This is a genomic window from Acinetobacter sp. FDAARGOS_559 (assembly GCF_003940475.1).
Classification (GTDB): domain Bacteria; phylum Pseudomonadota; class Gammaproteobacteria; order Pseudomonadales; family Moraxellaceae; genus Acinetobacter; species Acinetobacter baumannii.
This window is the reverse complement of record NZ_RKJG01000005.1, coordinates 2,089,046-2,115,687: the sequence shown is the minus strand read 5'-3', so window position 1 is coordinate 2,115,687 and position 26,642 is coordinate 2,089,046. Positions and strand designations below refer to the sequence as shown.

General features: G+C 40.7%; 22 protein-coding genes. 14 read left to right on the top strand and 8 right to left on the bottom strand.

Annotation, left to right across the window (positions count from 1 at the left end):
• Positions 1-90: 90 nt before the first annotated feature.
• The gene (locus tag EGS71_RS11680; RefSeq protein ID WP_001139474.1) at positions 91-2,058 is read left to right on the top strand and encodes a BCCT family transporter; all 1,968 of its coding nucleotides are present in this window, start codon (positions 91-93) and stop codon (positions 2,056-2,058) included.
• A gap of 58 nt (positions 2,059-2,116) precedes the next feature.
• On the opposite strand, the gene omp33-36 is transcribed toward EGS71_RS11680, so the two are convergent.
• Positions 2,117-3,016 carry a porin Omp33-36 gene (omp33-36, locus tag EGS71_RS11675; RefSeq protein ID WP_000733005.1) on the bottom strand — a complete coding sequence of 300 codons (900 nt, stop codon included), beginning with the start codon at positions 3,014-3,016 and terminating at the stop codon, positions 2,117-2,119.
• Between the two features lie 992 nt (positions 3,017-4,008).
• Between omp33-36 and EGS71_RS11670 the strand changes: the two genes are divergently transcribed.
• Positions 4,009-5,715 carry a GGDEF domain-containing protein gene (locus EGS71_RS11670; RefSeq protein ID WP_000016120.1) on the top strand — a complete coding sequence of 569 codons (1,707 nt, stop codon included), beginning with the start codon at positions 4,009-4,011 and terminating at the stop codon, positions 5,713-5,715.
• A 33-nt stretch (positions 5,716-5,748) separates the two neighbouring features.
• On the opposite strand, the gene uvrA is transcribed toward EGS71_RS11670, so the two are convergent.
• On the bottom strand, positions 5,749-8,583 hold the full coding sequence (uvrA, locus tag EGS71_RS11665; protein ID WP_000083354.1) for an excinuclease ABC subunit UvrA: 2,835 nt from the start codon (positions 8,581-8,583) through the stop codon (positions 5,749-5,751).
• 296 nt (positions 8,584-8,879) lie between these two features.
• Between uvrA and EGS71_RS11660 the strand changes: the two genes are divergently transcribed.
• From EGS71_RS11660 to EGS71_RS11645, 4 genes are all read left to right on the top strand, one after another.
• Positions 8,880-9,482, top strand: coding sequence for a TetR/AcrR family transcriptional regulator (locus tag EGS71_RS11660; RefSeq protein WP_000826323.1), 603 nt, complete (start codon positions 8,880-8,882; stop codon positions 9,480-9,482).
• A 3-nt stretch (positions 9,483-9,485) separates the two neighbouring features.
• A complete protein-coding gene (locus EGS71_RS11655; protein WP_001256576.1) occupies positions 9,486-10,463 on the top strand; it encodes a zinc-binding dehydrogenase in 978 nt (325 codons plus the stop codon).
• Positions 10,464-10,528: 65 nt separating this feature from the next.
• A complete protein-coding gene (locus tag EGS71_RS11650; RefSeq protein WP_000580165.1) occupies positions 10,529-10,882 on the top strand; it encodes a DUF1304 domain-containing protein in 354 nt (117 codons plus the stop codon).
• Positions 10,883-10,934: 52 nt separating this feature from the next.
• Positions 10,935-11,276 carry a GlpM family protein gene (locus EGS71_RS11645; protein ID WP_000263331.1) on the top strand — a complete coding sequence of 114 codons (342 nt, stop codon included), beginning with the start codon at positions 10,935-10,937 and terminating at the stop codon, positions 11,274-11,276.
• Positions 11,277-11,325: 49 nt separating this feature from the next.
• On the opposite strand, the gene tenA is transcribed toward EGS71_RS11645, so the two are convergent.
• The gene (tenA, locus tag EGS71_RS11640; RefSeq protein ID WP_000899418.1) at positions 11,326-12,000 is read right to left on the bottom strand and encodes a thiaminase II; all 675 of its coding nucleotides are present in this window, start codon (positions 11,998-12,000) and stop codon (positions 11,326-11,328) included.
• Positions 12,001-12,262: 262 nt separating this feature from the next.
• Here tenA and EGS71_RS11635 point away from each other — a divergent pair, with 262 nt between their 5' ends.
• The 3 genes from EGS71_RS11635 (at position 12,263) to ssb (ending at position 15,489) form a co-directional block, all read left to right on the top strand.
• On the top strand, positions 12,263-13,345 hold the full coding sequence (locus tag EGS71_RS11635) for a DUF475 domain-containing protein (protein ID WP_000680214.1): 1,083 nt from the start codon (positions 12,263-12,265) through the stop codon (positions 13,343-13,345).
• A 146-nt stretch (positions 13,346-13,491) separates the two neighbouring features.
• Positions 13,492-14,856 carry an MFS transporter gene (locus tag EGS71_RS11630; RefSeq protein WP_000980460.1) on the top strand — a complete coding sequence of 455 codons (1,365 nt, stop codon included), beginning with the start codon at positions 13,492-13,494 and terminating at the stop codon, positions 14,854-14,856.
• Positions 14,857-14,907: 51 nt separating this feature from the next.
• On the top strand, positions 14,908-15,489 hold the full coding sequence (ssb, locus tag EGS71_RS11625; RefSeq protein WP_001215080.1) for a single-stranded DNA-binding protein: 582 nt from the start codon (positions 14,908-14,910) through the stop codon (positions 15,487-15,489).
• A gap of 39 nt (positions 15,490-15,528) precedes the next feature.
• Here ssb and EGS71_RS11620 read toward each other — a convergent pair whose 3' ends face one another.
• Together EGS71_RS11620 and EGS71_RS11615 are read right to left on the bottom strand one after the other, a co-directional pair.
• Positions 15,529-15,852: an AzlD domain-containing protein gene (locus EGS71_RS11620; RefSeq protein ID WP_000082712.1), complete on the bottom strand. Its 324-nt coding sequence runs from the start codon at positions 15,850-15,852 to the stop codon at positions 15,529-15,531.
• On the bottom strand, positions 15,849-16,544 hold the full coding sequence (locus tag EGS71_RS11615) for an AzlC family ABC transporter permease (protein WP_002010728.1): 696 nt from the start codon (positions 16,542-16,544) through the stop codon (positions 15,849-15,851). The genes EGS71_RS11620 and EGS71_RS11615 overlap by 4 nt, the downstream gene beginning before the upstream one ends.
• A gap of 68 nt (positions 16,545-16,612) precedes the next feature.
• Between EGS71_RS11615 and EGS71_RS11610 the strand changes: the two genes are divergently transcribed.
• A complete protein-coding gene (locus EGS71_RS11610; protein ID WP_000081859.1) occupies positions 16,613-17,161 on the top strand; it encodes a helix-turn-helix domain-containing protein in 549 nt (182 codons plus the stop codon).
• A gap of 305 nt (positions 17,162-17,466) precedes the next feature.
• A complete protein-coding gene (locus EGS71_RS11605; RefSeq protein WP_000718864.1) occupies positions 17,467-18,909 on the top strand; it encodes an amino acid permease in 1,443 nt (480 codons plus the stop codon).
• Positions 18,910-18,969: 60 nt separating this feature from the next.
• Here EGS71_RS11605 and EGS71_RS11600 read toward each other — a convergent pair whose 3' ends face one another.
• Positions 18,970-20,469 carry a PLP-dependent aminotransferase family protein gene (locus EGS71_RS11600; protein WP_001257162.1) on the bottom strand — a complete coding sequence of 500 codons (1,500 nt, stop codon included), beginning with the start codon at positions 20,467-20,469 and terminating at the stop codon, positions 18,970-18,972.
• Positions 20,470-20,625: 156 nt separating this feature from the next.
• Here EGS71_RS11600 and gabT point away from each other — a divergent pair, with 156 nt between their 5' ends.
• Positions 20,626-21,918: a 4-aminobutyrate--2-oxoglutarate transaminase gene (gene gabT / locus EGS71_RS11595; RefSeq protein WP_000380899.1), complete on the top strand. Its 1,293-nt coding sequence runs from the start codon at positions 20,626-20,628 to the stop codon at positions 21,916-21,918.
• Entirely contained in the window at positions 21,915-23,363 is a 1,449-nt protein-coding gene (locus tag EGS71_RS11590; RefSeq protein WP_000615681.1) for an NAD-dependent succinate-semialdehyde dehydrogenase, read from the top strand. Before gabT ends, EGS71_RS11590 begins: the two co-directional genes overlap by 4 nt.
• Before the next feature lie 103 nt (positions 23,364-23,466).
• On the opposite strand, the gene EGS71_RS11585 is transcribed toward EGS71_RS11590, so the two are convergent.
• Positions 23,467-24,441 carry a LysR substrate-binding domain-containing protein gene (locus tag EGS71_RS11585; RefSeq protein WP_000912184.1) on the bottom strand — a complete coding sequence of 325 codons (975 nt, stop codon included), beginning with the start codon at positions 24,439-24,441 and terminating at the stop codon, positions 23,467-23,469.
• 20 nt (positions 24,442-24,461) lie between these two features.
• Positions 24,462-25,088 (bottom strand): isochorismate family cysteine hydrolase YcaC, encoded by a 627-nt coding sequence (gene ycaC / locus EGS71_RS11580; protein ID WP_000046156.1) that lies wholly within the window; start codon positions 25,086-25,088, stop codon positions 24,462-24,464.
• 277 nt (positions 25,089-25,365) lie between these two features.
• Here ycaC and EGS71_RS11575 point away from each other — a divergent pair, with 277 nt between their 5' ends.
• The gene (locus tag EGS71_RS11575) at positions 25,366-26,238 is read left to right on the top strand and encodes a pirin family protein (protein ID WP_000713961.1); all 873 of its coding nucleotides are present in this window, start codon (positions 25,366-25,368) and stop codon (positions 26,236-26,238) included.
• Positions 26,239-26,642 lie beyond the last annotated feature (404 nt).

The following is a 26,642-nucleotide window of genomic DNA, read 5'->3' as shown; positions in this document are numbered from 1 at the left end:
TTCTCTATTGAAAGATATAACTTTGTTCATTCCTGAATGTCTTTATTGGCTTTAAGCCTGTCATTTTCATTAAAATAACATGGAGGATTTATGCCTTCCAAACAAGCGAGTTGGTTCGCAAATGTTAATCCCAATGTCTTTTTGGGTACGGTCATTATTATTGCTTTGTTCTTAGCAGTTGTTGTGATCGCTCCGAGTTCTTTTGAACTTCTCACGCAACAGTTAAAGCAGTGGATCACTGATTCTTTTAGTTGGTTCTATGTCTTATCGGTTGCCTTCTTTCTTATCCTACTCATTTATATTGCCTGTTCTGCGATTGGACGTATTAAATTAGGCCCTGACCATAGCCAGCCCGAATATAGTAACGGATCATGGTTTGCCATGTTGTTTACTGCGGGTATGGGTATTGGCTTAATGTTCTTTGGTGTGGCTGAACCTGTCATGCACTATGTCAACCCACCAAGTGGTGAGCCACAGACAATTGAGGCAGCACAACAAGCTTTACGTGTAACCTTTTTCCACTGGGGCTTACATGCATGGGCAATTTACGCCGTGGTCGGTTTAGCATTAGCTTATTTTGCTTATCGGCATAATTTACCGCTAAAAACCCGTTCAGCACTGTATCCACTGATTGGTAAAAAGATTTATGGACCGTGGGGCGACAGCATCGATATATTTGCGACCATTGGTACAGTCTTTGGTGTAGCGACTTCTCTCGGATTTGGTGTTACCCAAATTAACTCTGGTTTACATTATTTATTTGGTATTGAGCAAAGCACCACTACTCAGGTTTTACTCATTATTTTTGTGAGTATTCTCGCTTCATTATCTGTGTTCTTAGGACTAGATAAAGGGGTCAAACGTTTATCAGAGCTAAACTTAGTATTAGCTTTAATATTATTAGTATTCGTTTTTATCGCTGGCCCTAGTATTTATTTACTTCAGACCACTATTCAAAACACTGGGCAGTATATCTCTAACCTTTTTACCATGACATTCAATTTATATGCTTATCAGCCGAATGGATGGATTGGGGGATGGACGATTTTATATTGGGCTTGGTGGATTTCTTGGTCGCCATTTGTAGGTATGTTTATCGCAAGGGTTTCACGTGGTCGTACCATTCGAGAATTTATTGTCGGGGTACTCCTCATTCCAACAGGCTTTACCATTATCTGGATGGGCTTTTTAGGAAATGCTGCATTATTTAGCATTATCCATGAACATCAAACCACTTTGATTCAGGCTGTTCAGCAAGACTCGTCAGTTGCTCTATTTGAGTTTTTAGGACACTTGCCATGGTCAGGTGTCATGAATATTCTGGCGACTATTTTGGTGGTTTTATTCTTTGTAACTTCTGCTGACTCAGGGGCATTGGTTACTGACTACTTAACAGCAAAAACAGAAAATTCACCTACTTGGCAGCGTATGTTCTGGACAGTGCTTATGGCGGTGCTGGCTATTATTTTACTCTTGGTGGGCGGTCTTGCGGCGCTTCAGTCTTCAATCATTATGAGTGCGTTGCCTTTTACCGTAGTCATGCTGTTAATGAGTTGGGGCCTAATAAAAGCCTTGCATCTTGACGTCACTAAAATGATAGCAATTCAAGAGGCTCGCATTACACCACGCGCCATTCATAACCCTAGAAGCTGGCAGCAGCGCCTTGGTTTAATCATGCATTATCCTCATAGTGAAGAAGAGGTGAAGCAATATATTGAAAAGCAGGTTTCACGTGCTTTTGAAAATATTCAGCATGAGTTTAGACGCCGTCATCTTGAGGTTTCGATTAGTGAAGTGGAAGATGGTATGCAGCTTCGAGTCGATCATCATCATGAAATTAATTTTATTTATAAAGTTGTTTCACGTGAAACAGTACCTCCAAGTTTTTTAATTGGTCGTACAGAAGCAGAAGACGGTCAATATTTTCAAGCTGAGGTATTTTTGAGAGAAGGCGGACAAAACTATGATGTAATGGACTGGACTCAGGAAGATTTGATTCAGGATATTATTGATCAGTACGAACGTCATTTACATTTCTTAAATATCGTACGCAGTTAATAGCCATAAAAAAAGGACTCAATTGAGTCCTTTTTTTTAATTCAATTTCTAAATTAAATTAGAAACGGAATTTAGCATTTAAGCCGATAGTTTGTGTATCGTAGCTAGACTTTTTAACGTCAGCTTTCATGTAAGATGCACCAACTGCTAAAGCAGGAGTGATGAAGTAGTTTACGTTACCACCCCAAGCTTGGCGGAATTCACCAAGGTCATTACCTTTGATGTCAGCTTCGCCATCGTTACCCACGAAAGTAGCGCCAACACTTAACTTAGGAGTCAAGTAAAGGTCAGTTTTTAAACCGTATTGGTTTTCTTGACCGAATGCACCAGCAGCTTCAAAACCGATTGCCATGTTAGTTCCATCGATTGGACCAACATATTTAGCACGTGCTGTAACAGCATCTTGGTCGTTTTGGATAGCAGCAGTTTGGTTAACAGCAGAGTAGATACCGTTACCGATGATACCGAAGTTATCTAAAGCGAATTGGTTAGCAACACTTGTATAACCAACAGTCATTAAGAAGTTAGGTAACAACATAGCACCAACTTCTAATGCATAACGGTCACCGTTGTCATCTTTAGAGAAGTTGTTTTTACCATCAACATCAGTGTGGTTGTAAGTTGCGCTAGCATATACAGGAAGGTAAGGAGTTGGAACGTATGCCTCACCTTTAACACCGTATGTACCAATGTGGTAGTTTACGTTGTTTTGGTCATATTGTTGATAGCTATAACCTAAAGACACGCTAGAAGCTTGGTTTAAGAAAGCTGCTTCAGCTAAAGGACCCTTAGCTGTATCAACATTTTTCAAATAGAATGTACCAGCAACGTCACCAGTGAAGTTTTTATCATTTGCAGTTGTGTCAACATATTCAGATTGACCTTGAACTTCAAATTGATAAGCATGAGCACCGGTCATGGCTAATAATACAGCAGTGGCTAAACCAAGTTTTTTCATAATCATTTCCAGCATTAACAAGAGATAAAGCTGGGGTCATTGTATTGTAACAATTTATGAAGTCAATAATAGATGAAACGTAATGTTAAGGAAATTTGACACTTATGTTAAAAATGGTTAAAAAAACAACAATTGAAGTGTATTATGTCAACCTGCTAAAAAAATGAACATTAACAAGAGTCTAAACCTTAAGTTTCATAGGGAATTGACACTAAATAGTTTAAAAATAATTACATTTACAATTGAAAAAAGCGATTTTATTAATCGGTTTTAACGTTAATTTATTTGTCGAATTGTTTAATAAATAGCCACTCAAACATTATTCTTTTTTCAATTTTGCTGTATTTTGAGTAATAGTTAACACTATTTTGATAAGTTCATCTAAATAATCTATCTATTTTGAATTATTATATAATTGAATAAAGCAAAGAAAATATGTTTTTAAACTAAAAAAACGATTAAAAAATTAATTCTGATCAATTTAATCAACTTTACAAAATTAGAGATAAGTCACACAATTCAATTGCAAAGTTCACTATCTAACATTTTTAGAGTTGGAAGTGCTTTCCAAGATACGATGTGTTATCACATCAGACTTTACGAGCTCAGCTTTCCCCAAGGTTGAGCTTTTTTTTATCTATAAGAAAACATTAATATTTATTAAAAAAAATACATGAAATTTCTTCTATTGAGTGTGTATAAAAAAGAACCCAGCTGAGGGCTGGGTTTAGGATGCTGGGAGAAACATCCAAGAGGAAAAAGAAGCTAATTATAGGATTGCGAAATTTACATCATCTGTAAAATGGAGTTTTGCTATAGCCATCATTTGCTCTTTCGATCAAATTTTTAAGAAATAGAAAAGATGAAAGCGTATATTGCGTTAATCGAACTTTGTTGCTGAACTTCTGTTCAGTAAAGTGCTAGGATGCGGATTAATTACTTCATTCTATAGTAGTGATCATGGTAGGACATTTACGGAGTACCAGCTAGAAATGTCAGGATTACGTTCAGAACATATCAGTAATCGACTGTTTTTCTTCATGTTGGTCATTATTTTGTCCTTACTGTTTATGGCGGTTCCGCTTATTGTGAGCAGTTATCAAGAATATTTAAAAACTAAACAAGCTTTGGTTGAAATTAAAAGCTTAAGATCAATTGCTGAAGTTGCAAATAAAGTCTCTAAAGAACGTGCGCCCGCAAATAAATTAATGTCGAGTAACGCTGCCGATTTTTCAAAAAATCAAAAAAACTTAAAAGAATATCGCCTTTCTGTTGATCGCCAACTTAATGAAACTATTCATATTTTAAAAGAAGAAGGTTATACCGATTTAGCAAATACTTTAGATACTAAATTTAGAGATGATTTAAAACAGGCGCGTGCTGTAGTTGACTATTATGTTGTAACTCCTGAACAAGCGAGAAGCTCTATACAATTCGATAATGCAATTTTGGCTATGTTTGGAGCTTGGGATAGCTGCCGAGAAGTTTTACAAAATTTGATGCTACAGTTAAAAAGTAAAGATAGCCAAATTAACAATTACTTTACTTTGATTGTGGTGTTGACCGATATGCGAGATCAAGCTGGTCGTACCGCATCTAATGTTATTGCGCCTGTGACTTTTAAAGAAACCATACCTAATGATAATCGGGCGCGGTCTTTGCAGACTCAGCAGCAAGCACGCTACTTATGGGCACTTGTAGACACACTACAGTCAGAGCAAGCTAAAACTCCGGAATATCATCGCCTTTACTCAAGGGTTAAAACTGAATTTTTAGATAAAGGCGTACCTATTGTGGGTCAGCTTTTAGATGAAAGCCAAAAGCACCAAGCCTATCATTTAAATGGAACAGAACTGACAGACCAAATCGTTGATAAATTTACCACGGTTATTGATTTGCAAAAGTTTTTACTTAATAAAAGCCTCTTAATTGCATCTCAAGAAAACTATTTGGCAAAAAAGAAGTTTTTCCTTACTTTGCTCATTTCAAGCATATCCTTAGCAGCTGCTTTACTTACACTAATTTATGCAAAGAGAAGGGTATTTGAGCCTCTTATTCAGGCCCGTACCTTAATTCTTGATTTATCTCATAGCACAGATTATCCAATAGATGAGTTGAAACCTAAAAAAGGCGAATTTATTTCGTTGTTCGAAGCTATTGATCGTTTACAAAGGATGCTCAAGCAGCGAGATGCTTTTGAATTCCAGCTTAAAAATATTGCCAATACAGATCCATTAACGGGTGTATCCAATCGTTTGGCTTTATCTGAGTATTTAAAAATTGTTGAGAGTTACCCTCAAAAATTTTCTCAAACATGTTTGATGATTATTGATATTGATCGCTTTAAACACGTGAATGATCAATATGGTCATATTGTGGGTGACCAAGTGATTCGGCGTATCGCAGATCAATTAAAAGCAAATGTAAGGGCTTCTGATTTAATTGTTCGTTATGGTGGTGATGAGTTTTTAATTTTGTTAGAACAGGTGCAGTTTTTAGATGCACGTCTCTTGGCCGAAAAAATTCGTATTGCGATTTCTTTAGAGGAAATTAATCTATCTGGTACACAAGAAAAATTGCATGTATCGGTTAGTATTGGGTTTGCGATTGGAGCGACAAGCTGGATGGAGTTATTAGAGAACGCTGATCGTTCACTCTTAAGAGCTAAAGCTCGGGGACGGAATGTAGTAGAGGGATAAAAAAAGCCGGAAAATAAATTCCGGCTTTTTGTTTTATTGTTTCAACATCGGTTTCAAGAAGCGACCAGTATGGGAAATCTCAACCTCGGCTACTTGTTCAGGTGTTCCTTCGGCAATGATCATACCACCGCCCGAACCACCTTCAGGGCCTAAGTCGACCACCCAGTCTGCTGTTTTAATGACATCAAGGTTATGTTCAATTACCACAATGGTATTACCTTTGTTGCGTAGCTCATGCAAAATATCGAGTAACTTGGCAATATCATGGAAATGCAGACCTGTTGTTGGTTCATCCAAGATATAAAGCGTTTTACCCGTATCACGTTTCGCTAACTCACGAGCCAGTTTGACACGCTGTGCTTCACCACCAGATAAAGTAGTAGCCGCCTGACCTAAACGAATATAGCCTAGACCTACCTGAGTTAAGGTTTCTAAACGACGGTGAATAACTGGAATAGCACTAAAGAACTCAGCAGCATCTTCAACCGTCATTTCTAAAACATCAGAAATATTTTTGCCTTTATAACCGACTTCAAGTGTTTCACGGTTATAACGTTTGCCATGACATGCATCGCAAGGTACATACATGTCTGGTAAGAAGTGCATTGCGACTTTAATCATACCGTCGCCTTCACACGCTTCGCAGCGTCCGCCTTTTACGTTAAACGAGAAACGACCCGCACTATAACCACGCGCTTTCGCTTCTGGTGTTTGAGCAAATAATTCACGAATTGGCGTAAATAGACCCGTATAAGTCGCTGGATTAGAGCGCGGTGTACGGCCAATTGGGCTTTGGTCAATATCAACGACTTTATCCAGATGTTGTAGACCATCAATCGAGTCAAATTTTTCAGCTGTTAAAGTCGTTGCACCGTTGAGCTGTGTTGCAGCCAATGGGAGTAACGTACGGTTAATCAGTGTTGATTTACCTGAACCTGAAACACCCGTGACACAAGTCATAATGCCAAGTGGGATGGTTAAATCGACATTTTTTAAGTTATGACCCGCTGCACCTGAAAGTTTGATAAATTCATCTGGTCTTGGTGATTGAGTACGTTTTTTTGGCACTTCAATTTTGAGTTTGCCAGAAAGGTATTGTCCTGTAAGAGAATCAGCATGTTTAGCCAGATCATCATACGTACCTTCAGCAATGACAACGCCACCATGCACGCCAGCACCAGGGCCGATATCAATAATATGGTCAGCTGCACGGATTGCATCTTCATCATGTTCAACGACTAATACCGTATTACCTAAGTCACGTAAGCGAATTAGCGTTTGTAATAAACGGTCATTATCACGTTGATGGAGACCAATTGATGGTTCATCAAGGACGTACATGACACCCATCAAACCTGCACCAATTTGCGAAGCTAGACGGATACGCTGGGCTTCACCACCCGATAGTGTTTCGGCAGAACGAGCCAGACTTAAATAGTTCAGGCCAACACTCACCAAGAAATGTAAACGCTCACGAATCTCTTTAAAGATTTTATCTGCAATTTCACCTTTGGCACCTTCAAGGTTTATACCTTGATAGTAACTTTCAGCATCTCCAATCGACATGCGGGTAATGTCGGCAATGGTTTTATCTTTTACACGAACATGACGTGAAATTTCATTGAGACGTGAACCACCACATGCATCACAAGCTGCATTAGACAAATATTGTGCTAAATCGTCTCGTACATAGTTACTTTCAGTTTCACGATAACGGCGCTCAAGGTGAGGCAAGATTCCCTCAAACGGTTGTACGCGAGTATGTTTACGGCCGCGTTCATCGATATAACTTAAATCGATTTTTTCTTTGCCAGTACCTTGTAAGAATTTCTTTTGCGTGTCTTTATCTAACTGATTCCAAGGTGTATCAAGTTGAAAACCGAAATGGTCGGCAACTTTTTGCAGCATTGAATAGTAATAAGGACGTTGACGATCCCAACCACGAATAGCACCTTCACTAATTGCCAACTCAGGATTAGGAATGAGTTTTTCAGGGCTAAAATGGCTACGTGTACCTAAGCCATCACAGACAGGGCACGCACCGAACGGGTTGTTAAATGAAAATAAACGTGGCTCAAGCTCTGCGACTGCGCGATCACATTCAGGGCATGAGTGTTTTGCAGAAAAAACGCGATCTGGGTGTTCGCCATTCATCCATGATAAAACGGCAATATCACCACCTAAACGCAGTGCAGTTTCAAATGATTCAGCAATACGGTTGCCTAAGTCATCACGTACTTTAAAGCGGTCAACAACGACTTCAATGGTATGTTTTTTCTTTTTGTCGAGTTCTGGTGGTGTATCAATATCAATGATTTCGCCATCAACACGCGCACGAACAAAACCTTGACCTTGTAGTTGTTCGAACAAGTTGCTGTATTCACCTTTACGCTCACGAACAACAGGGGCAAGCAACATGAGTGCAGTGCCTTCCTCAAGGTTCTTTACCGCATCGACCATTTCAGAAACAGTTTGCGCAACCATAGGTAAGTCGTGTTCAGGGCAATAAGGCGTACCGACACGTGCATAAAGCAGACGCAAATAGTCGTAAATTTCGGTAATCGTACCAACCGTTGAACGTGGGTTATGGCTAGTAGACTTTTGCTCAATGGCAATCGCTGGTGATAAACCTTCAATCGAGTCAACTTCAGGTTTTTCCATTTGCGATAAGAACTGGCGGGCATATGCCGAAAGTGATTCGACATAACGGCGCTGCCCTTCGGCATACAAGGTATCAAAGGCAAGAGAAGATTTTCCTGAACCTGATAGCCCCGTAATTACCACAAATTTGTCGCGTGGAATATCGAGTGACACATTTTTTAAGTTATGGGTGCGTGCGCCTCGAATACGGATATGACTTTGGCTCATAAAACATCTCAATTGTGTATTGATGAAAATTTAGGTGTTGAGTGATCAGCCGCAGGGAGGTGTGACTGGTTATAAACAACAGACCCTATATATGATAACGATTTAAAATTGTTCAAGTGGTATAAAATGATTTAAAGCGACAAATTGTGACGGTTAAACGACAAACGACAAAATTTGTTTAATTAAGCAGGTTGTATTTTTAACATTCCTCATTCTACATTTCTACTCTAAGCAAATTTTAACCAGCAACATAATTTTAATAGACGACTGGTCTAATAGTTGTTTATGATGAATGCATGAAACGATTAAATAAAAGCGAAACCACACGACAACACATTTTAGATACCAGTTTTGAACTGGTGCTACATAAAGGTTTTGTCGGTGTTGGTTTGCAAGAAATTTTAAAGGCTTGTGACGTACCTAAAGGTTCGTTCTATCACTACTTTGCTTCAAAAGAGGCGTTTGGCTGTGCGTTGCTCGAGCAATACATGGCCAATTATAAAGTCCGTATGGAACAGCTTTGGCAGCACAGTGAGCAAAGTGCCCATGCCCGTTTAATGGCTTTATGGCAGGCGTGGATTGATGATCCGGTAAACGGTAGTTGGGCTGAAAACTGCTTGATTGTGAAATTGGCAGCCGAAGTTTCGGACTTGTCAGAAGATATGCGCCAAATTCTCAATGACGGTGTGCACAAACTAACCCAACGTTTGGCTTTACTACTCAAAGAAGGGCAACAAGAAGGATCAATTCCAAAACATATTGAACCTTTGAAAACTGCGCAAGTCATGTATCAGTTATGGTTAGGCGCTGCTTTACTCACAAAATTGTCGCAAGACAAAGCACATCTACATCTAGCCTTAGAAACCACCCAACAACTCTTAAAACCGATAGAGGAATAAAGCATGCGAAGTATTATCCATCGTAATTTTGGCGAACCTGTAGACGTTTTAGAGCAGGCGGATATGCCAAAGCCTGAACCAAAAGCAGGCGAAGTGCGTATTAAAACCATCATGTCTCCGATCCATAATCATGATGTATGGACAGTACGCGGTAGTTATGGCTATAAACCAACCTTACCTGCGATTGGTGGCAGTGAGGCAGTTGGTATTGTAGATGCGTTAGGTGAAGGTGTTGAACATGTACAGGTAGGGCAACGTATTGCCGTTGCGGCTGTGCATGGCAGTTGGGCTGAATACTTTATTGCGCCTGCTCAAGGTATTATTCCACTCAATAATGAAATTGATGATGAAACAGCAGCGCAGCTGATTGGTATGCCAATTAGTGCACTCATGCTACTCGACTTTGTTAACGTTCAACCGGGTCAATGGCTCATTCAAAACACGGCGAATGGTGCAGTCGGTAAAACAGTTGCCATGATTGCGCAGGCACGTGGTTTACCTGTGATTAATCTGGTTCGCCGTAGTGATGCAATTGCCGAGATGCAAGCATTAGGCATTCAACATGTTGTGGCAACTGATCAGCCGAACTGGAAAGAGCAAGTTAAACAGATTCACGGTGACCAACCTCTAATTGCCGGTGTGGACTCGATTGGTGGAAGTGCAAGTGGTGAAATGCTGAATTTACTCAGTGAAAATAGCCTGCTCGTTTCGTTCGGTAGTATGACTGGCGAAACCATGCAGATTTCATCGGGTGATCTAATTTTCAAACAAGCGACAGTAAAAGGTTTCTGGGCGAGTGTGGTTAATAAAGAAATGCCAGCAGCTCGTAAAAAGGAACTGATCGTTGAGCTGCTAACATTAGCGACTCAGAAAAAATTAATCTTGCCTGTAGAAGGTGTATTTAGTTTTGATGAGATTAAAACTGCCGCTCAAAGAGCAACGCAAGGCGCTCGTCAAGGCAAAGTATTATTAAAGCCGTAAAACACTAAAAGATCAGTCGAGAGACTGATCTTTTTTCATATCTTTAAAATAAAAAGGAAAATTGTATGATCGGACAAATATTGATTGCGCTTATCGCAATATTACATGTCTATATTTTAGTGTTAGAGATGTTTTTGTGGGACAAACCTTATGGCATGAAAGCCTTTGGAAATAATGCAGAAAAAGCAAAACTCACCAAAGTCATGGCACAGAACCAAGGTCTTTATAATGGCTTTTTAGCAGCAGGTTTATTTTGGTCTTTATTGGCTGATGCGCCATTTGCAACATCAATTGCCAACTTCTTTTTAGGCTGTGTACTGATTGCTGGTATTTATGGTGGTCTAACTGCCAGTAAAAAGATTATTTATATTCAGGCGGTTCCGGCATTGATTGCTTTAGTCGCTGTTAATTTTCTTTAAAAAGCGCAAAATACAGCGTTTTGAAATGGAAATGACCAGATAGGATCAGCGCATGTGGGCGTTATTTTTAAAGTGTATGTTGGGGGCTGGGGTTGTCCTCATTATTTCGATTTTATCGAAAAGTAAGGCATTTTATATTGCAGGTTTAGTCCCGCTTTTTCCAACCTTCGCTTTAATTGCTCATGTGATTGTCTATCAGCAAAAAGGAGCCGAAGCATTACAAAAAACTGCTTTGTTTGGTCTATGGTCACTTATTCCTTATGCCATTTATTTAGTTGTTGTTTATGTGCTGGCAACGCGTATGTCGATGTGGTCTTGTCTTGGAGCCGCAACACTATGCTGGGTTGTGGCTGCGGCAGGTTTGATTTACGGCTGGCAATTGTTTCAAAGTTAAATTAAAGACTGACCATTTAACGAAGTAAATGGTCAGAGCTCATCTTAATTTAGATCTGATCTAAACCTAACCATTGTCTTTGATGGTAGGCACTATCCCAAAATAACCATTCAAGTTTTGCACCCATGGTATAGGCTGCATGCATTTTCTCCAAAGTATCTGCATCACAACGTGCGGCAACCTTGTCTACTGTGGCAATCACATTACGAACGGCGGTATGGAATTCTTCACCTGCGTAGGTATCAATCCATGCCTGATAAGGATTGTTCGGGACAGACTTACTCACAATGTCTTTACCGACTTCGGCATAAATCCAGAAGCAAGGTAATAGAGCCGCAAGTACAACAGGGTAGCTTTCAGACCAAGCAGTTGCCGTCAAAAATGAAGTGTAATGATGGCCTGCCAAGGTCAATGGGGTATTTTTAAATTCTTCTTTAGTTACCCCAAAATTTTTCATAAAGTCGTCATGCAAACTGCGCTCGACCACAATTGCGATTTTCGCTGCATCTGAAAACTGCATAATATCGTCAGCATCAAAAGCTTTAGCTGCTGCAACAGCCAACACACGGCCATAGGCCACTAAATATTGAGCATCTTGAATAACATAATGACAAAAAGCTTCTTTATCTAAAGTACCGTTAGCAAGTTCCTGATTAAAAGGCAGGTCGAGAATTTTTTGATATAAATTTAAATTACGTTGCCAGAGTTCTTGAGAAAAAAGCATAAAAACATTCCATTTAAAATAAGATAGCTAAACCCGATTTTAAATCAATTTTAAAATACAAAAATAATAATGATAGATATATCGCAAGAAAATATTTAATACGATTAATAAGTTAATGAAATATTATAAATTTCTTTATTAAACAGAGAGATAAAGTAAAGTGAATAACGGCACAAAACAACATCGTTTTGTGGTTAATTATCGATATAATAGCCGCGGTTTTAAGAAAGATTAAATTTAGTTCTTGGTATAGGTCTGATCCATGAAGCATTTCCGATTTTCGATATTTTTTACGGTGGTGTGTTTAGCACTATCCGCTTACTGGGGCTTTACCCATGGACCTGAAGCGGGCGTGTCAACCATGCTTAAAGCTTTAACCATTACCGCGATTTTAGCTGTGATGGAAGTTTCTTTATCTTTTGACAATGCGGTTGTGAATGCATCGGTTCTCCGTAATTGGGACCCGTTCTGGAAAATGATCTTTTTAACGGTAGGTATTTTAATCGCCGTTTTTGGTATGCGTCTGATTTTCCCAGTCGTGATTGTTGCAGTGACTGCTGATATGGGGGTGGTTGAAGTAGCCAAAATGGCACTTAATGATCCGAAAACCTATTCTGAACGTTTAATGGCACATCACGCTGAAATTTCGGCTTTTGGTGGAACATTCCTATTATTGGTTTTCTTAAACTTCTTCTTTGATGACGAAAAAGAAACGCATTGGTTTAGATGGCTTGAATCTAAACTTGCAAGCTTGGCAAGCGTACCGGCAATGTCTGTATTTCTTGCTTTGATTGCCTTAATTGTGATGGCAGGTTATGTCGATGACCATCAACGTTTAGCTGTAACTATGGCCGGTATTTGGGGCATTGTGGTTTACATTGGCGTTGAAGTGCTCAGTCATTTGTTAGGTGGTGAGCCTGAAATTGATGAAAATGGTAATGCTGTATTACAAGATGGAACAGGCGCCGCTTCTGGTGTTGTAAAAGCCGGTTTAGGTGGTTTCTTATATCTTGAAGTGTTAGATGCATCATTTAGTTTTGATGGTGTAATTGGTGCATTTGCCATTACTAGCGACGTTGTCGTGATTATGCTCGGTCTTGCAATTGGTGCTATTTTCGTCCGTTCAATGACAGTTTATCTTGTAGAAAAAGGTACGTTAGATGCCTATGTGTTCTTGGAACATGGTGCGCATTATGCGATCGGTGCTTTAGCATTCATTATGATTGCAAGTGGTACAGGTGTGCATGTACCGGAAGTTGTTACAGGTTTAATTGGTGTAGCGTTCATTGTTTGGGCGGTTATCGCTTCAATTCAATATTCGAAGCGCGAGCAACAGTCGCCTTAAGCTAATTTTCAGCAAACTTCGATAAACTAAAGAGGCTAAACGCCTCTTTATTTTTTTAAGCCCAAATCGTTATTTTAAATAAGGTGTCCCGTATTTTTAGAAACGAATCGGCTTATAATTTACTTAGTTTTATAACGTGTATTGATATGATGAATGCTTTAGAACGTCGCTCAACTTTTGCCTTAAGTAGTATTTTTGCGCTACGCATGTTGGGCTTGTTCATGATTATTCCTGTCTTTTCTGTAGTTGGGCAGTCATATCAATATGCGACTCCAGCACTCATTGGTTTGGCTGTAGGTATTTATGGTTTAAGTCAGGCCATTTTACAAATTCCATTTAGCTTACTTGCTGATCGTTTTAGCCGTAAACCGCTTGTGGTCTTTGGTCTATTGCTTTTTGCTATTGGCGGTGCAATTGCCGGACTATCTGACACTATTTATGGCGTGATTATTGGCCGTGCTATCGCTGGGGCGGGTGCAGTTTCGGCAGTAGTCATGGCGCTTTTAGCCGATGTGACGCGTGAAGAGCAGCGTACTAAAGCCATGGCTGCCATGGGCATGAGTATTGGTCTATCTTTTGTAGTCGCTTTTAGTCTTGGACCTTGGCTCACAAGCCTTGTAGGTATTTCTGGTTTGTTCTTTGTGACAACCATCATGGGTTTGATTGCGATTGCGATGTTATTGCTGGTGCCTAAAGTTACTCGTCACCATCGTAATTATCAGCAAGGCTACATGGCACAGCTTAAGCAAGTCATTCAAATGGGTGATTTAAACCGTTTACACGTTTCGGTTTTTGCATTGCATTTATTGCTGACTGCCATGTTTATTTATGTGCCGTCACAGCTTATTGAGTTTGCGCATATTCCTTTGGCGAGCCACGGTTTGGTGTATTTGCCACTCTTGGTTATTAGTCTGTTTTTTGCATTTCCTAGCATTATCATCGCTGAAAAATATCGCAAAATGCGCGGCATTTTCTTAACAGCCATTACAGGCATTATTGCAGGTTTGCTTCTTCTTATATTTGGTTATCAATCAAAATATGTATTACTCGCTGGCTTAGGTATTTTCTTTATTGCATTTAATGTGATGGAAGCTTTATTACCTTCTTGGCTGTCAAAATCCGCTCCAATCCAGTCGAAAGCCACCGCTATGGGGGTAAATGCCAGTAGCCAGTTCTTAGGTGCTTTTTTTGGTGGCACACTAGGTGGTCAATTATTGATGTTACATAATACTGCGATTGGATGGAGTGTCTTAGCAGGGATTGCTATAATATGGCTGCTAATTAGTTTTGGTTTAGCTCAGCCGCGGTATTTGTCATCTATTGTGCTGCCATTGCCGCAAGTGCAACAGGTGAATGAGTGGACCACACAACTATTGGCAATTCGTGGTATCGAAGAAGTTGTGGTGATGCCTGACCAGCAAGTTGCTTATATTAAAGTCGATAAACAGTCTCTTGATGACGCTTCGCGACGTGATTTAACGCAGTTGTTCGGTAAAGAGGTAGCCATTTAAGCATAACTCTTATAAAGTAAAACATAGAAATGTATAGGATGAAGACAGCTAATGCGTGGTGTAAATAAGGTTATTTTGGTTGGTACTTTGGGTCGTGATCCTGAAACAAAAACTTTTCCAAATGGGGGCTCGTTGACCCAGTTTTCTATCGCAACAAGTGAAGTTTGGACCGATAAAAATACAGGTGAACGTAAAGAACAAACAGAATGGCACCGTATTGTTTTGCATAACCGTTTAGGGGAAATTGCTCAGCAGTTTTTACGTAAAGGTTCTAAGGTTTATATCGAAGGTTCATTACGTACACGTCAGTGGACAGACCAAAACGGTCAAGAACGTTACACTACAGAAATTCGTGGCGACCAGATGCAAATGTTAGATGCTCGTCAACAAGGTGAACAAGGTTTTGCTGGCGGTAATGATTTTAACCAACCACGTTTTAACGCGCCTCAACAAGGTGGCGGCTATCAAAATAACAACCAAGGTGGTGGCTACGGCCAAAACAATGGTGGTTATGGTGGCCAAGGCGGTTTCGGTAATGGTGGCAATAGCCCACAAGGTGGTGGTTTTGCCCCTAAAGCACCACAACAACCAGCATCTGCACCAGCTGATTTAGACGACGACTTACCGTTCTAATTAAAGTTTCAAAAAGGCGAGTTTATCTCGCCTTTTTTATTATTCAATTCCAAGTAAACGTACCAGTGCTGTGCCAGCCGCTGCCAGACAAATCACCAATAAAAGCGGTGCTTTTTTCCAAACTAAGAAAAGTGCCAAACCCACCCCAAATATACGTGCGAAACCTGCGAAATGGTGACCTTCAAAAAATGTAGTGGTCACAGCAATGGCACAGAGCAAAACGGTGGCGCCGTTTGAGAGTAAAACTTGGTATTTTTCAGAAAATGAAAACTTGGCACCTAAGTGGAAACCAGCAAAACGGATACTGTACGTACCCAGTGCGAGTAGAGCTATCCCTACAATAATCAATAACTGTTGACTCATTTTTTTCTACCCCATATCAAGCCAAAAAGTGAAATCAGGATTGGAAGTCCTGCGGCTAAAAAGGGTGTGGTTATCAACGCTAAAGTTGATCCGGCAAATGCAGCTTTTCGAGTCACCTTATTCTTTAAAGCAGAAAAAGTAAGAGCAATTAAAATAGCTGGGAAAATCGCATCTAAGCCAAATGTTTTAGGGTCTGGAATAGCACTCCCAATAAAATAACCTGCAGTGACACCGAGCGGCCAACTGAGCATGATGCCTATACCACATAGCCAGTAAGCAGCCTTTTTGGTTTCGAAATCAGGCTGTGCCATACCAAACAAAACGCTTTCATCGTTCATGATATGAGACCCAAAATATTGAGAGAATTTGCCTCGAATCAGTTCATTGACCGCTATGCCAAAAGGCAGATGTCTTAAATTGACGAGTAGTCCTGCAATTGCAGCTGCAATCGGGCTACCACCTACCGCCAAGAATCCAATAAAAATAAATTCGGCAGTTCCCGCGAGCACAAATATGGACAGACAAAGTGGGATCCAGAGTGCTAAGCCATAACTTGCGGCGAGTGAACCTAAGGACATACCAACAACACTGGTTGCTAGACACACAAAGAAAATCGAGCGAGTAGTATCTTTACTAAGTTTTCTAATAAGAGCGTATGTAGTCATGTCATGATATAACGAACGATTTTCCATTATAATGAATAAGTCTGATTGTTTTGTCAAAACGAACGATCGTTTTTTTTATAGAACGGATAGAATGAATGTCTCAGCCAATCGAAATTATTGCCAAAGGTTTAACGCGTGAACGCCAAAGAGCAGGGCTTTCATTGGCAGAGGTTGCGCGCCGTGCAGGTGTTGCCAAATCTACACTTTCTCAATTAGAGGCAGGGCAAGGTAATCCAAGTATTGAAACCTTGTGGGCACTTTGTGTTGCACTCAATATTCCATTTGCGCGTTTGATGGAAGAACCGAGCAATCAAGTGCAAGTCATTCGCTGTGGCGATGGGCCAACGGTGAGTTCGGAGATTGCTAATTACAAAGCAATTTTGTTGGCGACCTGTCCACCCCATGCGCGCCGAGATGTTTATTTATTGATTGTTGAACCGGGCGAAGATCGGCTTTCAGAACCACATCCAGTTGGTTCGGTAGAACATATTATTGTGGTTGAAGGGCGAGCTTTGGTGGGTTTAATTGATGAAGCGGTTGAGCTGGGTGTTGGAGACTATATTTGTTATCCCGCCGATCAAAAACATATATTTAGAGCTTTGGAAACAGGCACAAAAGCGTTGTTAATCTCTGAACAAAACTAAAGAATTTCAATCTGATTAAAATAAAAACAAAGAGCCATTTACCAGCATCTTCTATAAAAAGGGCCAATTTTGCGTATAAATTTTGCAATTGGCTCTCTCTTTTATTACAAAAATGGCTCTCGTTTCTTGAGTGCCGAAACGACAAATTAAAGCCATTGGAAGTATGCATACGGAAGCGCCGGATAAGCTCAGTGAATTTTCTGTTTTAGGAATTGGGCAGAACGGCTAAATTTTTAGGGGATATTTTTTGGCTTCGGAGGATTTCCGAGACTAGCCGATATCCTCCATATATTAAGGAAAATGATATGGCAGCTCATCAAAATGGTTCTGAAGCCAATCACTCCCAAAGTTTAAAACATGGACTTAAATCACGCCACTTAACCATGATCTCGATTGCAGGGGTTATTGGTGGCTCTCTCTTTGTTGGCTCAGGCAGTATTATCTACAACACCGGCCCTGTAGTTTTTCTAACTTATGCTTTAGGTGGTCTACTCGTTTGGTTCATCATGCGTATGTTAGGTGAGATGGCCGTTTTAAATCCCGACAGTGGCTCTTTTTCAACTTATGCAGACCGTGCGATTGGCCGTTGGGCAGGGTTTTCAATTGGTTGGTTGTACTGGTGTACGCTGGCGATGCTCATGGGCTGGGAAGCTTATGTAGCAGGAAAAATTTTAAACAACTGGTTCCCGTTTATTCCGATCTGGGTTTATATGACCGTCGTCATTGTCGCACTGGTTGTTGTCAATTTACAAAACGTCAAAAACTATGGTGAATTCGAGTTCTGGTTTGCGCTCATCAAAGTCATCGCGATTGTTGTTTTCCTTGTGATTGGTAGTTTAGCCATCATGCATTTATGGCCTTGGGGCAATCCAGCTGCATCTGGTATAAGTAACTTAACCTCTCAAGGCTTTATGCCAAATGGTGGTTCATCAGTGATTACCGCCTTGCTTGGGGTGATGTTCGCCTATATTGGCGCTGAAATTGTTACTGTAGCAGCGGCAGAGTCTGCAAATCCATCTAAAGAAATTCGTAAGGCATCAAACTCGGTGGTTTGGCGTATTATTTTATTCTACGTTGGTTCAATGTTCGTTGCGGTATGTCTTATTCCTCACAACAATGAACTTTTAAAAGATTCGACTTGGGGTACTTATAGTGTAACTCTGTCTGCACTTGGTATTCCGGGCGCGCGCCATATCGTAAATTTTGTAGTTCTAACATCGGTATGTAGTTGCTTTAACTCAGCGCTTTACACGTGTTCACGGATGTTATTCTCGTTGTCTAAACGTGGTGATGCACCAAAAAGTTTTGGTTCTGTAAACAGTAAAAGCAGTCCTTGGGTGGGTGTAATTGTGTCATGCTTCTTCTCTGTAATTGCGGTAATTTTAACTGCAACAGAGAGTATGAATGTTTATGACTTCTTCATGCTAACAACAGGTGCAGCAACACTATATGTGTACCTGACCATTGCTTATTCTCAGCTTCGTATGCGTAAAAAATTAGAAGCTGAAGGCGTGAAGATTGACTTTAAAATGTGGATGTTCCCTTACCTAACCTATGTGGTGATCTTTGCAATTATTGGTGCAATTCTTACCATGTTGATTGAAGGTACTTATTTTAAAGAAGTGATTTACACCACAGCATTGTTCGGCATTATTGTGTTCTTCGGATTGTTGTCTGAAAAGCTAGGTTGGGGTAAAGATCGTCGCGCAACCCATTTAACTCATAGCCATGAAGAAAAGTTAGTTTAAATTTTTAAACCAAAAGAGCCTCACAATGAGGCTCTTTTTTATTTTGCTCAGATAAAAAGATCAATTCAGTGTGGGTACACCTGCTTCACGTAAGCATTGAAGCAAGACGCCAAAAGCCATCACCATATCTTTTTCATTTACACAGGCAAAGCCCATCAGCAGTCCGCGCTCTGCATGTGCATGCGACTGCATGTAGTACTGAGACAGTGGACGAACCTTGACGCCACGTTCAAGCGCTGTGGCTGCAATCGCGACATCATCGCAAGAGTTCGGTAGTTTTAAAACCAGATGTAACCCTGCCGCTTCGTCATATTCATGAATAAATTCGGGGCCAAGATAGCGTTGAATTAAGCTCACCAAGTAATCACGGCGTTTACCATAGAGCAGACGCATACGGCGAATATGCGCTTCATAATGGCCTTCACGAATAAATTCAGCGAGGGCTTTTTGCTCAAGCAAGTGCCCACCACGATAAAGTTCGGCCGCAACAATACGTAGCGGTGAAAATAACGGCTTAGGGACGACCAAATAGCCAATTCTTAAAGATGGATAAATAGTTTTACTAAACGTGCCCATATATAAAACAGGTGCGTTATTTTCTAAGCCTTGCAAAGATGGATAAGGCTGGCCCGAGAAACGGAACTCACTGTCATAGTCATCTTCTACAATCCAGCTATTGTGCTGACGTGCAATCTGAATCAATTGTCTGCGACGATCAAGGCTTAAATGTGAGCCAAGCGGATATTGATGTGATGGTGTGACAAAAATGAGTTTAGGCGGTACTGCCGGATTTTCTTCGGGAATAATGCCTTCAGCATCGACAGGCATGGGCTGAATATCGAGGCCATTAATCCGTAACGTATTACGCATTCCCCAATAAGCGGGATCTTCAATCCAGACTTTATCTCCCATATCACTCAGTGCACGTGAGACTAAATCAATGGCTTGATGAATGCCTTCGGTAATAATAATCTGGTCCGCATCGCACTGGACTGAACGCGCAACACGTAAGTAATCTGCCAACGCACTTCGAAGCTCTATGCATCCACCTGCATTGCTATAAATTAGACGGTTAATGTCCGGTTCGCGGCTTAAGCGTGCTTGAATACGACTAAAAATATGATGTGGAAACTCGGTAACATCGGGTGCTCCCGGAACAAAGGCTCCCCATTGATGTGGCGAGGCTGCGGCATAGCCCAATAAGTTTGAGCCACGCTGTGAGAGGGCGTAAGAACTTTGAATATTTGGGCTAGAAACTACTTTTTTCTTGTTTTGTGTATTTAAAAAACTCTCTGGTAACTTTTCGGCAACCCATGTGCCATGTCCTGTCCGTGCTTCTAAATAGCCTTCGGCCTGTAGTTGTTCGTAGGCACTAAGAACGGTATTTCTCGAAACATGAATTTCACTGGCTAAATCGCGTGATGCAGGTAGACGAGTCTTGGGCTGGATGACTCCATCAATAATGGCACCACGCAGGCAACGGAAAAGGCGTTGATGTAGTTTCCCTTCAGTGTCCTGTTGGAGTCGTTGCAGCAAATGATCTCCAAGTAAACTACGCAATTGGCTCTCTCCTACAGTTAAAAAGTGGCTCTCGTCAGTTGCCATCAGACGAGCGAAATTACATGCATAGGCAGTCGTTGTAAAGCACCCTGAAAATTAAGCACAGGATGCAAAAAAACTAAGCTGCAACTGATGATGAAAATATGAGGGAATCAAATGGATACTCAACATTCTGCACTTAACGCACGTAAACAGCAAGCAACTCCACGTGGTGTAGGCGTGATGTGTCAGTGGTATGCGGAAAAAGCTGAAAATGCCACGATTTGGGACAAGGAAGGCAACCAATTTATCGATTTCGCTGGTGGTATTGCGGTTTTAAATACAGGCCATCGCCACCCTAAAGTCATTGCAGCGGTGACTGAACAACTTACTAAATTTACTCACACTGCTTATCAAGTTACGCCATATGAAAGCTATGTGGCTTTAGCTGAACGTATTAATGAACGCGCGCCAATTGCTGGTCCTGCGAAGGCAGCTTTTTTCACAACAGGTGCAGAAGCAGTTGAAAATGCAGTGAAGATTGCTCGTTGTTACACAGGTCGTCACGGCATTATCACGTTTGGTAACGGTTTCCACGGCCGTTCATTTATGACCATGGCAATGACAGGTAAAACTGCGCCTTACAAACGTGATTTCGGTGTAATGCCAGCGGGTGTGTTCCACGCACGTTACCCTGTACCTGCAAAAGGTATTTCAGTAGATGCGGCAATTGAAAGCGTTGAAGATATTTTCAGTGAAGATATTGCGCCACATGACGTAGCAGCAATTGTACTTGAGCCAGTACAAGGTGAAGGCGGTTTCAATGTGGTGCCAGCCGAGTTCTTAAAACGTTTACGTGCAATTTGTGATAAGCACGGTATTTTACTTGTCGCTGATGAAGTGCAATCTGGTTTTGCTCGTACTGGTAAGTTATTTGCGATGAACCATTATGAAACTAAAGCAGACCTCATCACGATGGCGAAAAGCTTGGGCGGCGGTTTCCCTATTTCGGGTGTTGTGGGCCGTGCAGAAGTGATGGATGCACCAAACCCGGGTGGTCTAGGCGGTACTTATGCAGGTAGCCCGATTGCAGTTGCAGCTGCGCATGCCGTGATTGACGCGATTGAAGAAGAAAACCTATGCGACCGTGCAAATGAATTAGGCGCTGAGTTAGTTGCTACGCTTAAAGATATTCAGCAAGCAACAGGTGACGTGGTCACTGATATTCGTGCATTGGGTTCAATGGTTGCAGTAGAACTTGAGACTGCTGAACAAGCAAAAGTTGTACAAAACTATGCAATGGAAAACGGGTTGTTACTTCTTACTTGTGGTAAATACGGTAATGTAATTCGTTTCTTATATCCATTAACCATTCCTGCTGAGCAGTTCCGTCAAGGTCTTGATATCTTGAAACAAGGTTTTGCGACACTAAAAGCAGGTAGTGCAAAAGCAATGGAGCAATCTGCATGATTCAAAATAATTTGCAGTATTTATTAAAACATCCTGATATTTCATTAGAAGCACCTGCATCAAATGACTATATCGAGGTGAATGATGCTGCTACGGGTGAAACTTTGGCATGGGTGAAAACCTATGACCGTGCAGGGGTTGAAGCCGCAATTAACCGTTCGGCAAAAGCGCAAGCTGCTTGGAAAAAGCAAACTGCCTTGGCGCGTGCTGATGTGTTATTGGCATGGTACAACCTCATGCTAGAGCACAAAGAAAATCTGGCACAGATTTTAACGGCTGAACAAGGTAAACCATTGGCAGAAGCACGTGGTGAAATTGGTTATGCAGCATCATTCATTCGCTGGTTTGCCGAGCAAGCGCGTCGTATTGATGGTGAAGTCTTAACACCTACGTTGCCAAACCAACGTCTGCTCGTGATTAAACAAGCGATTGGTGTTACAGCTGCAATTACGCCGTGGAACTTCCCGGCTGCCATGATCACGCGTAAAGCAGGTCCAGCCATTGCTGCAGGTTGTTCAATGTTGGTTAAACCGGCAGAACAAACACCGTTAACTGCTTATGCACTTGAAGTATTGGCTTTACAGGCAGGCTTACCAGCCGATGTTTTAATTAACATTAGTGGTGATGCGGTTGAAGTCGGTAAAACCCTATGCGAAAGCGATATTGTTCGTAAGTTAAGCTTCACAGGTTCAACCCAAGTTGGTCGTATCTTGATGCAACAATGTGCGCCAACCATTAAAAAGCTTTCGCTTGAGCTGGGTGGTAACGCGCCTGTATTGGTATTTGATGATGCCAACCTTGAACAAGCGGTTCAGGGCATCATGGCAAGTAAATATCGTAACAGCGGTCAAACCTGTGTCTGCGCTAACCGTATTTATGTTCAAGATGGCATTTATGATGCATTGGCAGAGCGTTTGGTTGAAGCTGTGTCTAAGCTTAAAGTTGGCGATGGCCGTCAAGAAGGTTCAACTCAAGGGCCTTTAATTGATGAAGATGCGATTGCTAAAGTGCAGTCTCATATTGCTGATGCTACTGAGAAAGGTGCAACTGTTCGTATTGGTGGTCAGCGTTCAGCACTTGGCGGTACATTCTTTGAACCGACTGTGTTAACTGGCGTAACGCAAGACATGAAAGTGTCTAAAGAAGAAACTTTTGGTCCGCTTGCCCCATTGTTCCGCTTTAAAACTGAAGATGAAGCAGTGGCAATGGCGAACGATACCGAGTTCGGTTTAGCTGCTTATTTGTTTACTCAAAGCACAGCTCGTCAATGGCGAGTAGGTGAGGCACTTGAGTACGGTATGGTCGGCATTAACACAGGCGCGATTTCAAACGAAGTTGCTCCGTTTGGTGGCGTAAAACAATCAGGTCTAGGTCGTGAAGGTTCAAAATTCGGCATCGAAGAATATGTCGAAATGAAATACCTCTGCGTAGACTTATCTGAGTAAGGGATAAAGCGAGTTCGCTTTGTTCTGAACGAAAACATGCAGTTATACTGCATGTGATGTTTCACAAAAAACCGGTCATGCCCATTCATGACCGGTTTTTTATTTAAGTCGGCAAATATCCTTCATGGCTTTCGGGTAAACGACGAAGCTCATCAATGAGGGTTTCAATGAGTTTTTCGACCACCAGACGTTGACCTTTTCTAGACACATAAACCAGTTGTAGCATGCCAATATTCGACTTCCAGTCAGGAAGTATATGGACCAGTGTTCCTTTACGAATTTCCGATTCAACGGTTAAAAAAGGAAGATCTGCAATACCTAAACCGTCCATCACGGCATAGTAAACGCCAGCTAAGTCATTACTTTTAATTCGTGGTTGATAAGGAACATCAACCGATTCACCATTACGTATATTGCATAAATGCCAAATATAATTTTGCTTTTGTGTGCCTAAGCTAATACTTGGAAAGTCCTGTAATTCGGAATAATGCTTAATGGTGCGACCTTGCAGTAATTCAGGCGAAGCCACCAGACAGTGATCGGTTTTAATCACATCACGAACAATTAAATTTGAATCTTCATTCGGTTCAAAATTGGTTCGAATTGCAAGATCGATGTCATCATGCAAGATATCTACTCGACGGCTCGTTAGCTCAAGAGATATTTCAACTTTAGGGTAGGTTTTTAAAAACTGATTTAAAATTTTTCTAATTTGAAAATGCATCATTAAAGGTGGGCAGCTTACTTTTACCAAACCTTGAGGCTCACTTTTTTGCTTTAATAACACGTTCTCTGCACATTCAACTTGAGCAATGACTTTGCAGCATTCCTCGTAAAACTCTTGACCTAACTCGGTCACTTTAAAATGGCGGGTTGTTCTTTGAATCAGGCTGACATTAAATTTATTTTCAAGGTCAATAATACGTCGGCTGAGCTTGGATTTACTAATATTTTCGGCTTCACTGGCCGCACTAAAGCCGCCGTGTTTTACGACCAAATAGAAATAATAAAAATCATCAAAAGAACTTATCAATGTCCGTTCAACCCATTTAAATTCAAGATTAGAATGCTTAAGCACCCTAATCTTGGCAATAGAACTTATTTTTGGCTAGTGTTGTGATTGTAACTTGAAATCAGGTTACGGTAGTCAGGGATATGATTTGAGAACAATGTACCCAAACCTTCAATATCATTACGCCAGTCACGGTGTAACTCACACGCCATACCGAACCAAGTCATCAGCTGAGCACCTGCTTTAGACATACGGTCCCAAGCTGCATCACGTGTTAATTCGTTGAAAGTACCAGAAGCATCAGTAATTACGAAAACTTCAAAGCCTTCTGCCAAAGCAGATAGTGCAGGGAAAGCCACACAAACTTCAGTTACAACACCTGCAATAATCAGTTGTTTTTTACCAGTTGCTTTAACCGCTTTTACGAAATCTTCATTGTCCCACGCATTGATTTGGCCTGGACGTGGAATAAAAGGTGCATCTGGGTGAATTTCTTTTAACTCAGGAACTAAAGGACCGTTTGGACCAGTTTCAAAACTGGTTGTTAAAATTGTTGGAAGATTGAAGTATTTTGCTGCATTTGCAACAGCAAGTACGTTGTTTTTAAATTTATCCGGATCGATATCTCGAACTAAAGAAAGTAAACCTGCTTGATGGTCAACTAAAAGAACCGCAGCATTATCCTTGTCTAAGCGTACATAATCTTGAGCCATTTTTTATGTCCTCATGTTATCAAATTGAATAATCAAAAATTATTGAGTAGGTCATCAGTGCCTAAAATCATGCTAGATGAGTTTGTTGTCGTAATTAAGTCTAAAAAATAGGATTAAGAATTTTAAAAATAGGACGATCTCTTAAACAAAACATCAAAATTTATGATTGTCTCATAAATGCAATAATGTGTTGCTAATCCTGATCTATAAACTGCAATTATTGAGGCGTAAAATCAATCTCAGTTCAAGAAAATCCTACATATATAGGAGAGATCAGATGAAGAAATTTCTTGGTGCATATCAAAATAACCACATGCATTGGGTTGGTGATGGTTTCCCTGTATATAACCTGTTCTCTTATGACCGTTTAGGCCAAACCCTAAGCCCATTTTTGTTACTGGATTATGCAGCGCCTTATAACTTCTCACCAACCACCGAACAACAAGGTGTAGGTTCACATCCTCACCGTGGCTTTGAAACAGTTACTATTGCCTATCAAGGTGAAGTGACTCATAAAGACTCAAGTGGTGGTGGCGGAACCATTAAAACCGGTGACGTGCAATGGATGACTGCGGGTGCAGGGGTGTTACATGAAGAGTTCCATTCTCCTGAATTTGCAGAGCATGGCGGTCTTTTTGAAATGGTGCAATTGTGGGTAAATTTACCTTCGCATTCAAAAATGACCCCTGGAAAATATCAAGCCATTGAAGCTAAAGATATTCCGGACATCGCACTAGACGAGCACGGTAGTCATTTGCGTGTGATCGCAGGTGAATATGCAGATGCAAAAGGTGCAGCAAGTACATTTAGTCCATTAAATGTATGGGACGGTAAATTGGTAAAAGGCCAAAAACATACCCTGTATGTACCTGAAGGGCATACTACCCTTGTTGTTGTGCTAGAGGGTGCGGTTGTGGTTAATGATACAAACCGTCTTGAAGGCAAAACTGTTGCGATTTTATCTCGTGAGGGCGTTGAGTTTAGCTTAAATGCTGAAGAAGACACTAAATTCTTGGTGTTGACTGGCCAACCACTGAATGAGCCAATCGAAGGTTATGGTCCATTTGTCATGAATACCAAAGCCGAGATTATGGAAGCGATTAACGATTTTAATCGTGGAAAATTCGGTTCAATCATGCAAGAAGGATAAATTGCTAAGCTGTGCTTAATGATCTTTAAAAGCAAAGTAATAAAAAGCCCGCTATCAAGTGTGAATAGCGGGCTTTTTCGCTGTAAAGTTTCTGTTTTTATGATGGATATCATTATTGTGTCGGCATTGTTTTGTGTGATTTAGTTCTCATTATTATGCCACCATGATACCGCAAAAAAAGATACTTGTAAAACGAATGATATAAATACAGTTAAATTATCTTATTTTATTTAAAAGAATTTTTTTAAATTTTTAAAAAATATAGATTTTTATACAGTCATCCTCTTTTGTAAAATTTTATGAAAAACTTTTGGGCTTATCTTTTAAAATTTTTCTATATAAATTGATGCAAAAAATAAAAATCTGGTAGTTTTTAATACGGTGTTTTTTTAGGGTATGAGTGA

What these genes read in the sequence shown, in the direction of transcription:
- EGS71_RS11670 (WP_000016120.1), top strand. Translation starts at nt 4,009, where the DNA reads ATGTCAGGATTACGTTCAGAACATATCAGTAATCGACTGTTTTTCTTC.
- gabT (WP_000380899.1), top strand. Translation starts at nt 20,626, where the DNA reads ATGGATACTCAACATTCTGCACTTAACGCACGTAAACAGCAAGCAACT.
- EGS71_RS11655 (WP_001256576.1), top strand. Translation starts at nt 9,486, where the DNA reads ATGCGAAGTATTATCCATCGTAATTTTGGCGAACCTGTAGACGTTTTA.
- EGS71_RS11635 (WP_000680214.1), top strand. Translation starts at nt 12,263, where the DNA reads ATGAAGCATTTCCGATTTTCGATATTTTTTACGGTGGTGTGTTTAGCA.
- EGS71_RS11660 (WP_000826323.1), top strand. Translation starts at nt 8,880, where the DNA reads ATGAAACGATTAAATAAAAGCGAAACCACACGACAACACATTTTAGAT.
- EGS71_RS11605 (WP_000718864.1), top strand. Translation starts at nt 17,467, where the DNA reads ATGGCAGCTCATCAAAATGGTTCTGAAGCCAATCACTCCCAAAGTTTA.
- EGS71_RS11615 (WP_002010728.1), bottom strand. Translation starts at nt 16,544, where the DNA reads ATGGAAAATCGTTCGTTATATCATGACATGACTACATACGCTCTTATT.
- ssb (WP_001215080.1), top strand. Translation starts at nt 14,908, where the DNA reads ATGCGTGGTGTAAATAAGGTTATTTTGGTTGGTACTTTGGGTCGTGAT.
- EGS71_RS11590 (WP_000615681.1), top strand. Translation starts at nt 21,915, where the DNA reads ATGATTCAAAATAATTTGCAGTATTTATTAAAACATCCTGATATTTCA.
- EGS71_RS11650 (WP_000580165.1), top strand. Translation starts at nt 10,529, where the DNA reads ATGATCGGACAAATATTGATTGCGCTTATCGCAATATTACATGTCTAT.
- EGS71_RS11610 (WP_000081859.1), top strand. Translation starts at nt 16,613, where the DNA reads ATGTCTCAGCCAATCGAAATTATTGCCAAAGGTTTAACGCGTGAACGC.
- EGS71_RS11620 (WP_000082712.1), bottom strand. Translation starts at nt 15,852, where the DNA reads ATGAGTCAACAGTTATTGATTATTGTAGGGATAGCTCTACTCGCACTG.
- omp33-36 (WP_000733005.1), bottom strand. Translation starts at nt 3,016, where the DNA reads ATGAAAAAACTTGGTTTAGCCACTGCTGTATTATTAGCCATGACCGGT.
- EGS71_RS11680 (WP_001139474.1), top strand. Translation starts at nt 91, where the DNA reads ATGCCTTCCAAACAAGCGAGTTGGTTCGCAAATGTTAATCCCAATGTC.
- uvrA (WP_000083354.1), bottom strand. Translation starts at nt 8,583, where the DNA reads ATGAGCCAAAGTCATATCCGTATTCGAGGCGCACGCACCCATAACTTA.
- tenA (WP_000899418.1), bottom strand. Translation starts at nt 12,000, where the DNA reads ATGCTTTTTTCTCAAGAACTCTGGCAACGTAATTTAAATTTATATCAA.
- EGS71_RS11630 (WP_000980460.1), top strand. Translation starts at nt 13,492, where the DNA reads ATGATGAATGCTTTAGAACGTCGCTCAACTTTTGCCTTAAGTAGTATT.
- EGS71_RS11575 (WP_000713961.1), top strand. Translation starts at nt 25,366, where the DNA reads ATGAAGAAATTTCTTGGTGCATATCAAAATAACCACATGCATTGGGTT.
- EGS71_RS11645 (WP_000263331.1), top strand. Translation starts at nt 10,935, where the DNA reads ATGTGGGCGTTATTTTTAAAGTGTATGTTGGGGGCTGGGGTTGTCCTC.
- ycaC (WP_000046156.1), bottom strand. Translation starts at nt 25,088, where the DNA reads ATGGCTCAAGATTATGTACGCTTAGACAAGGATAATGCTGCGGTTCTT.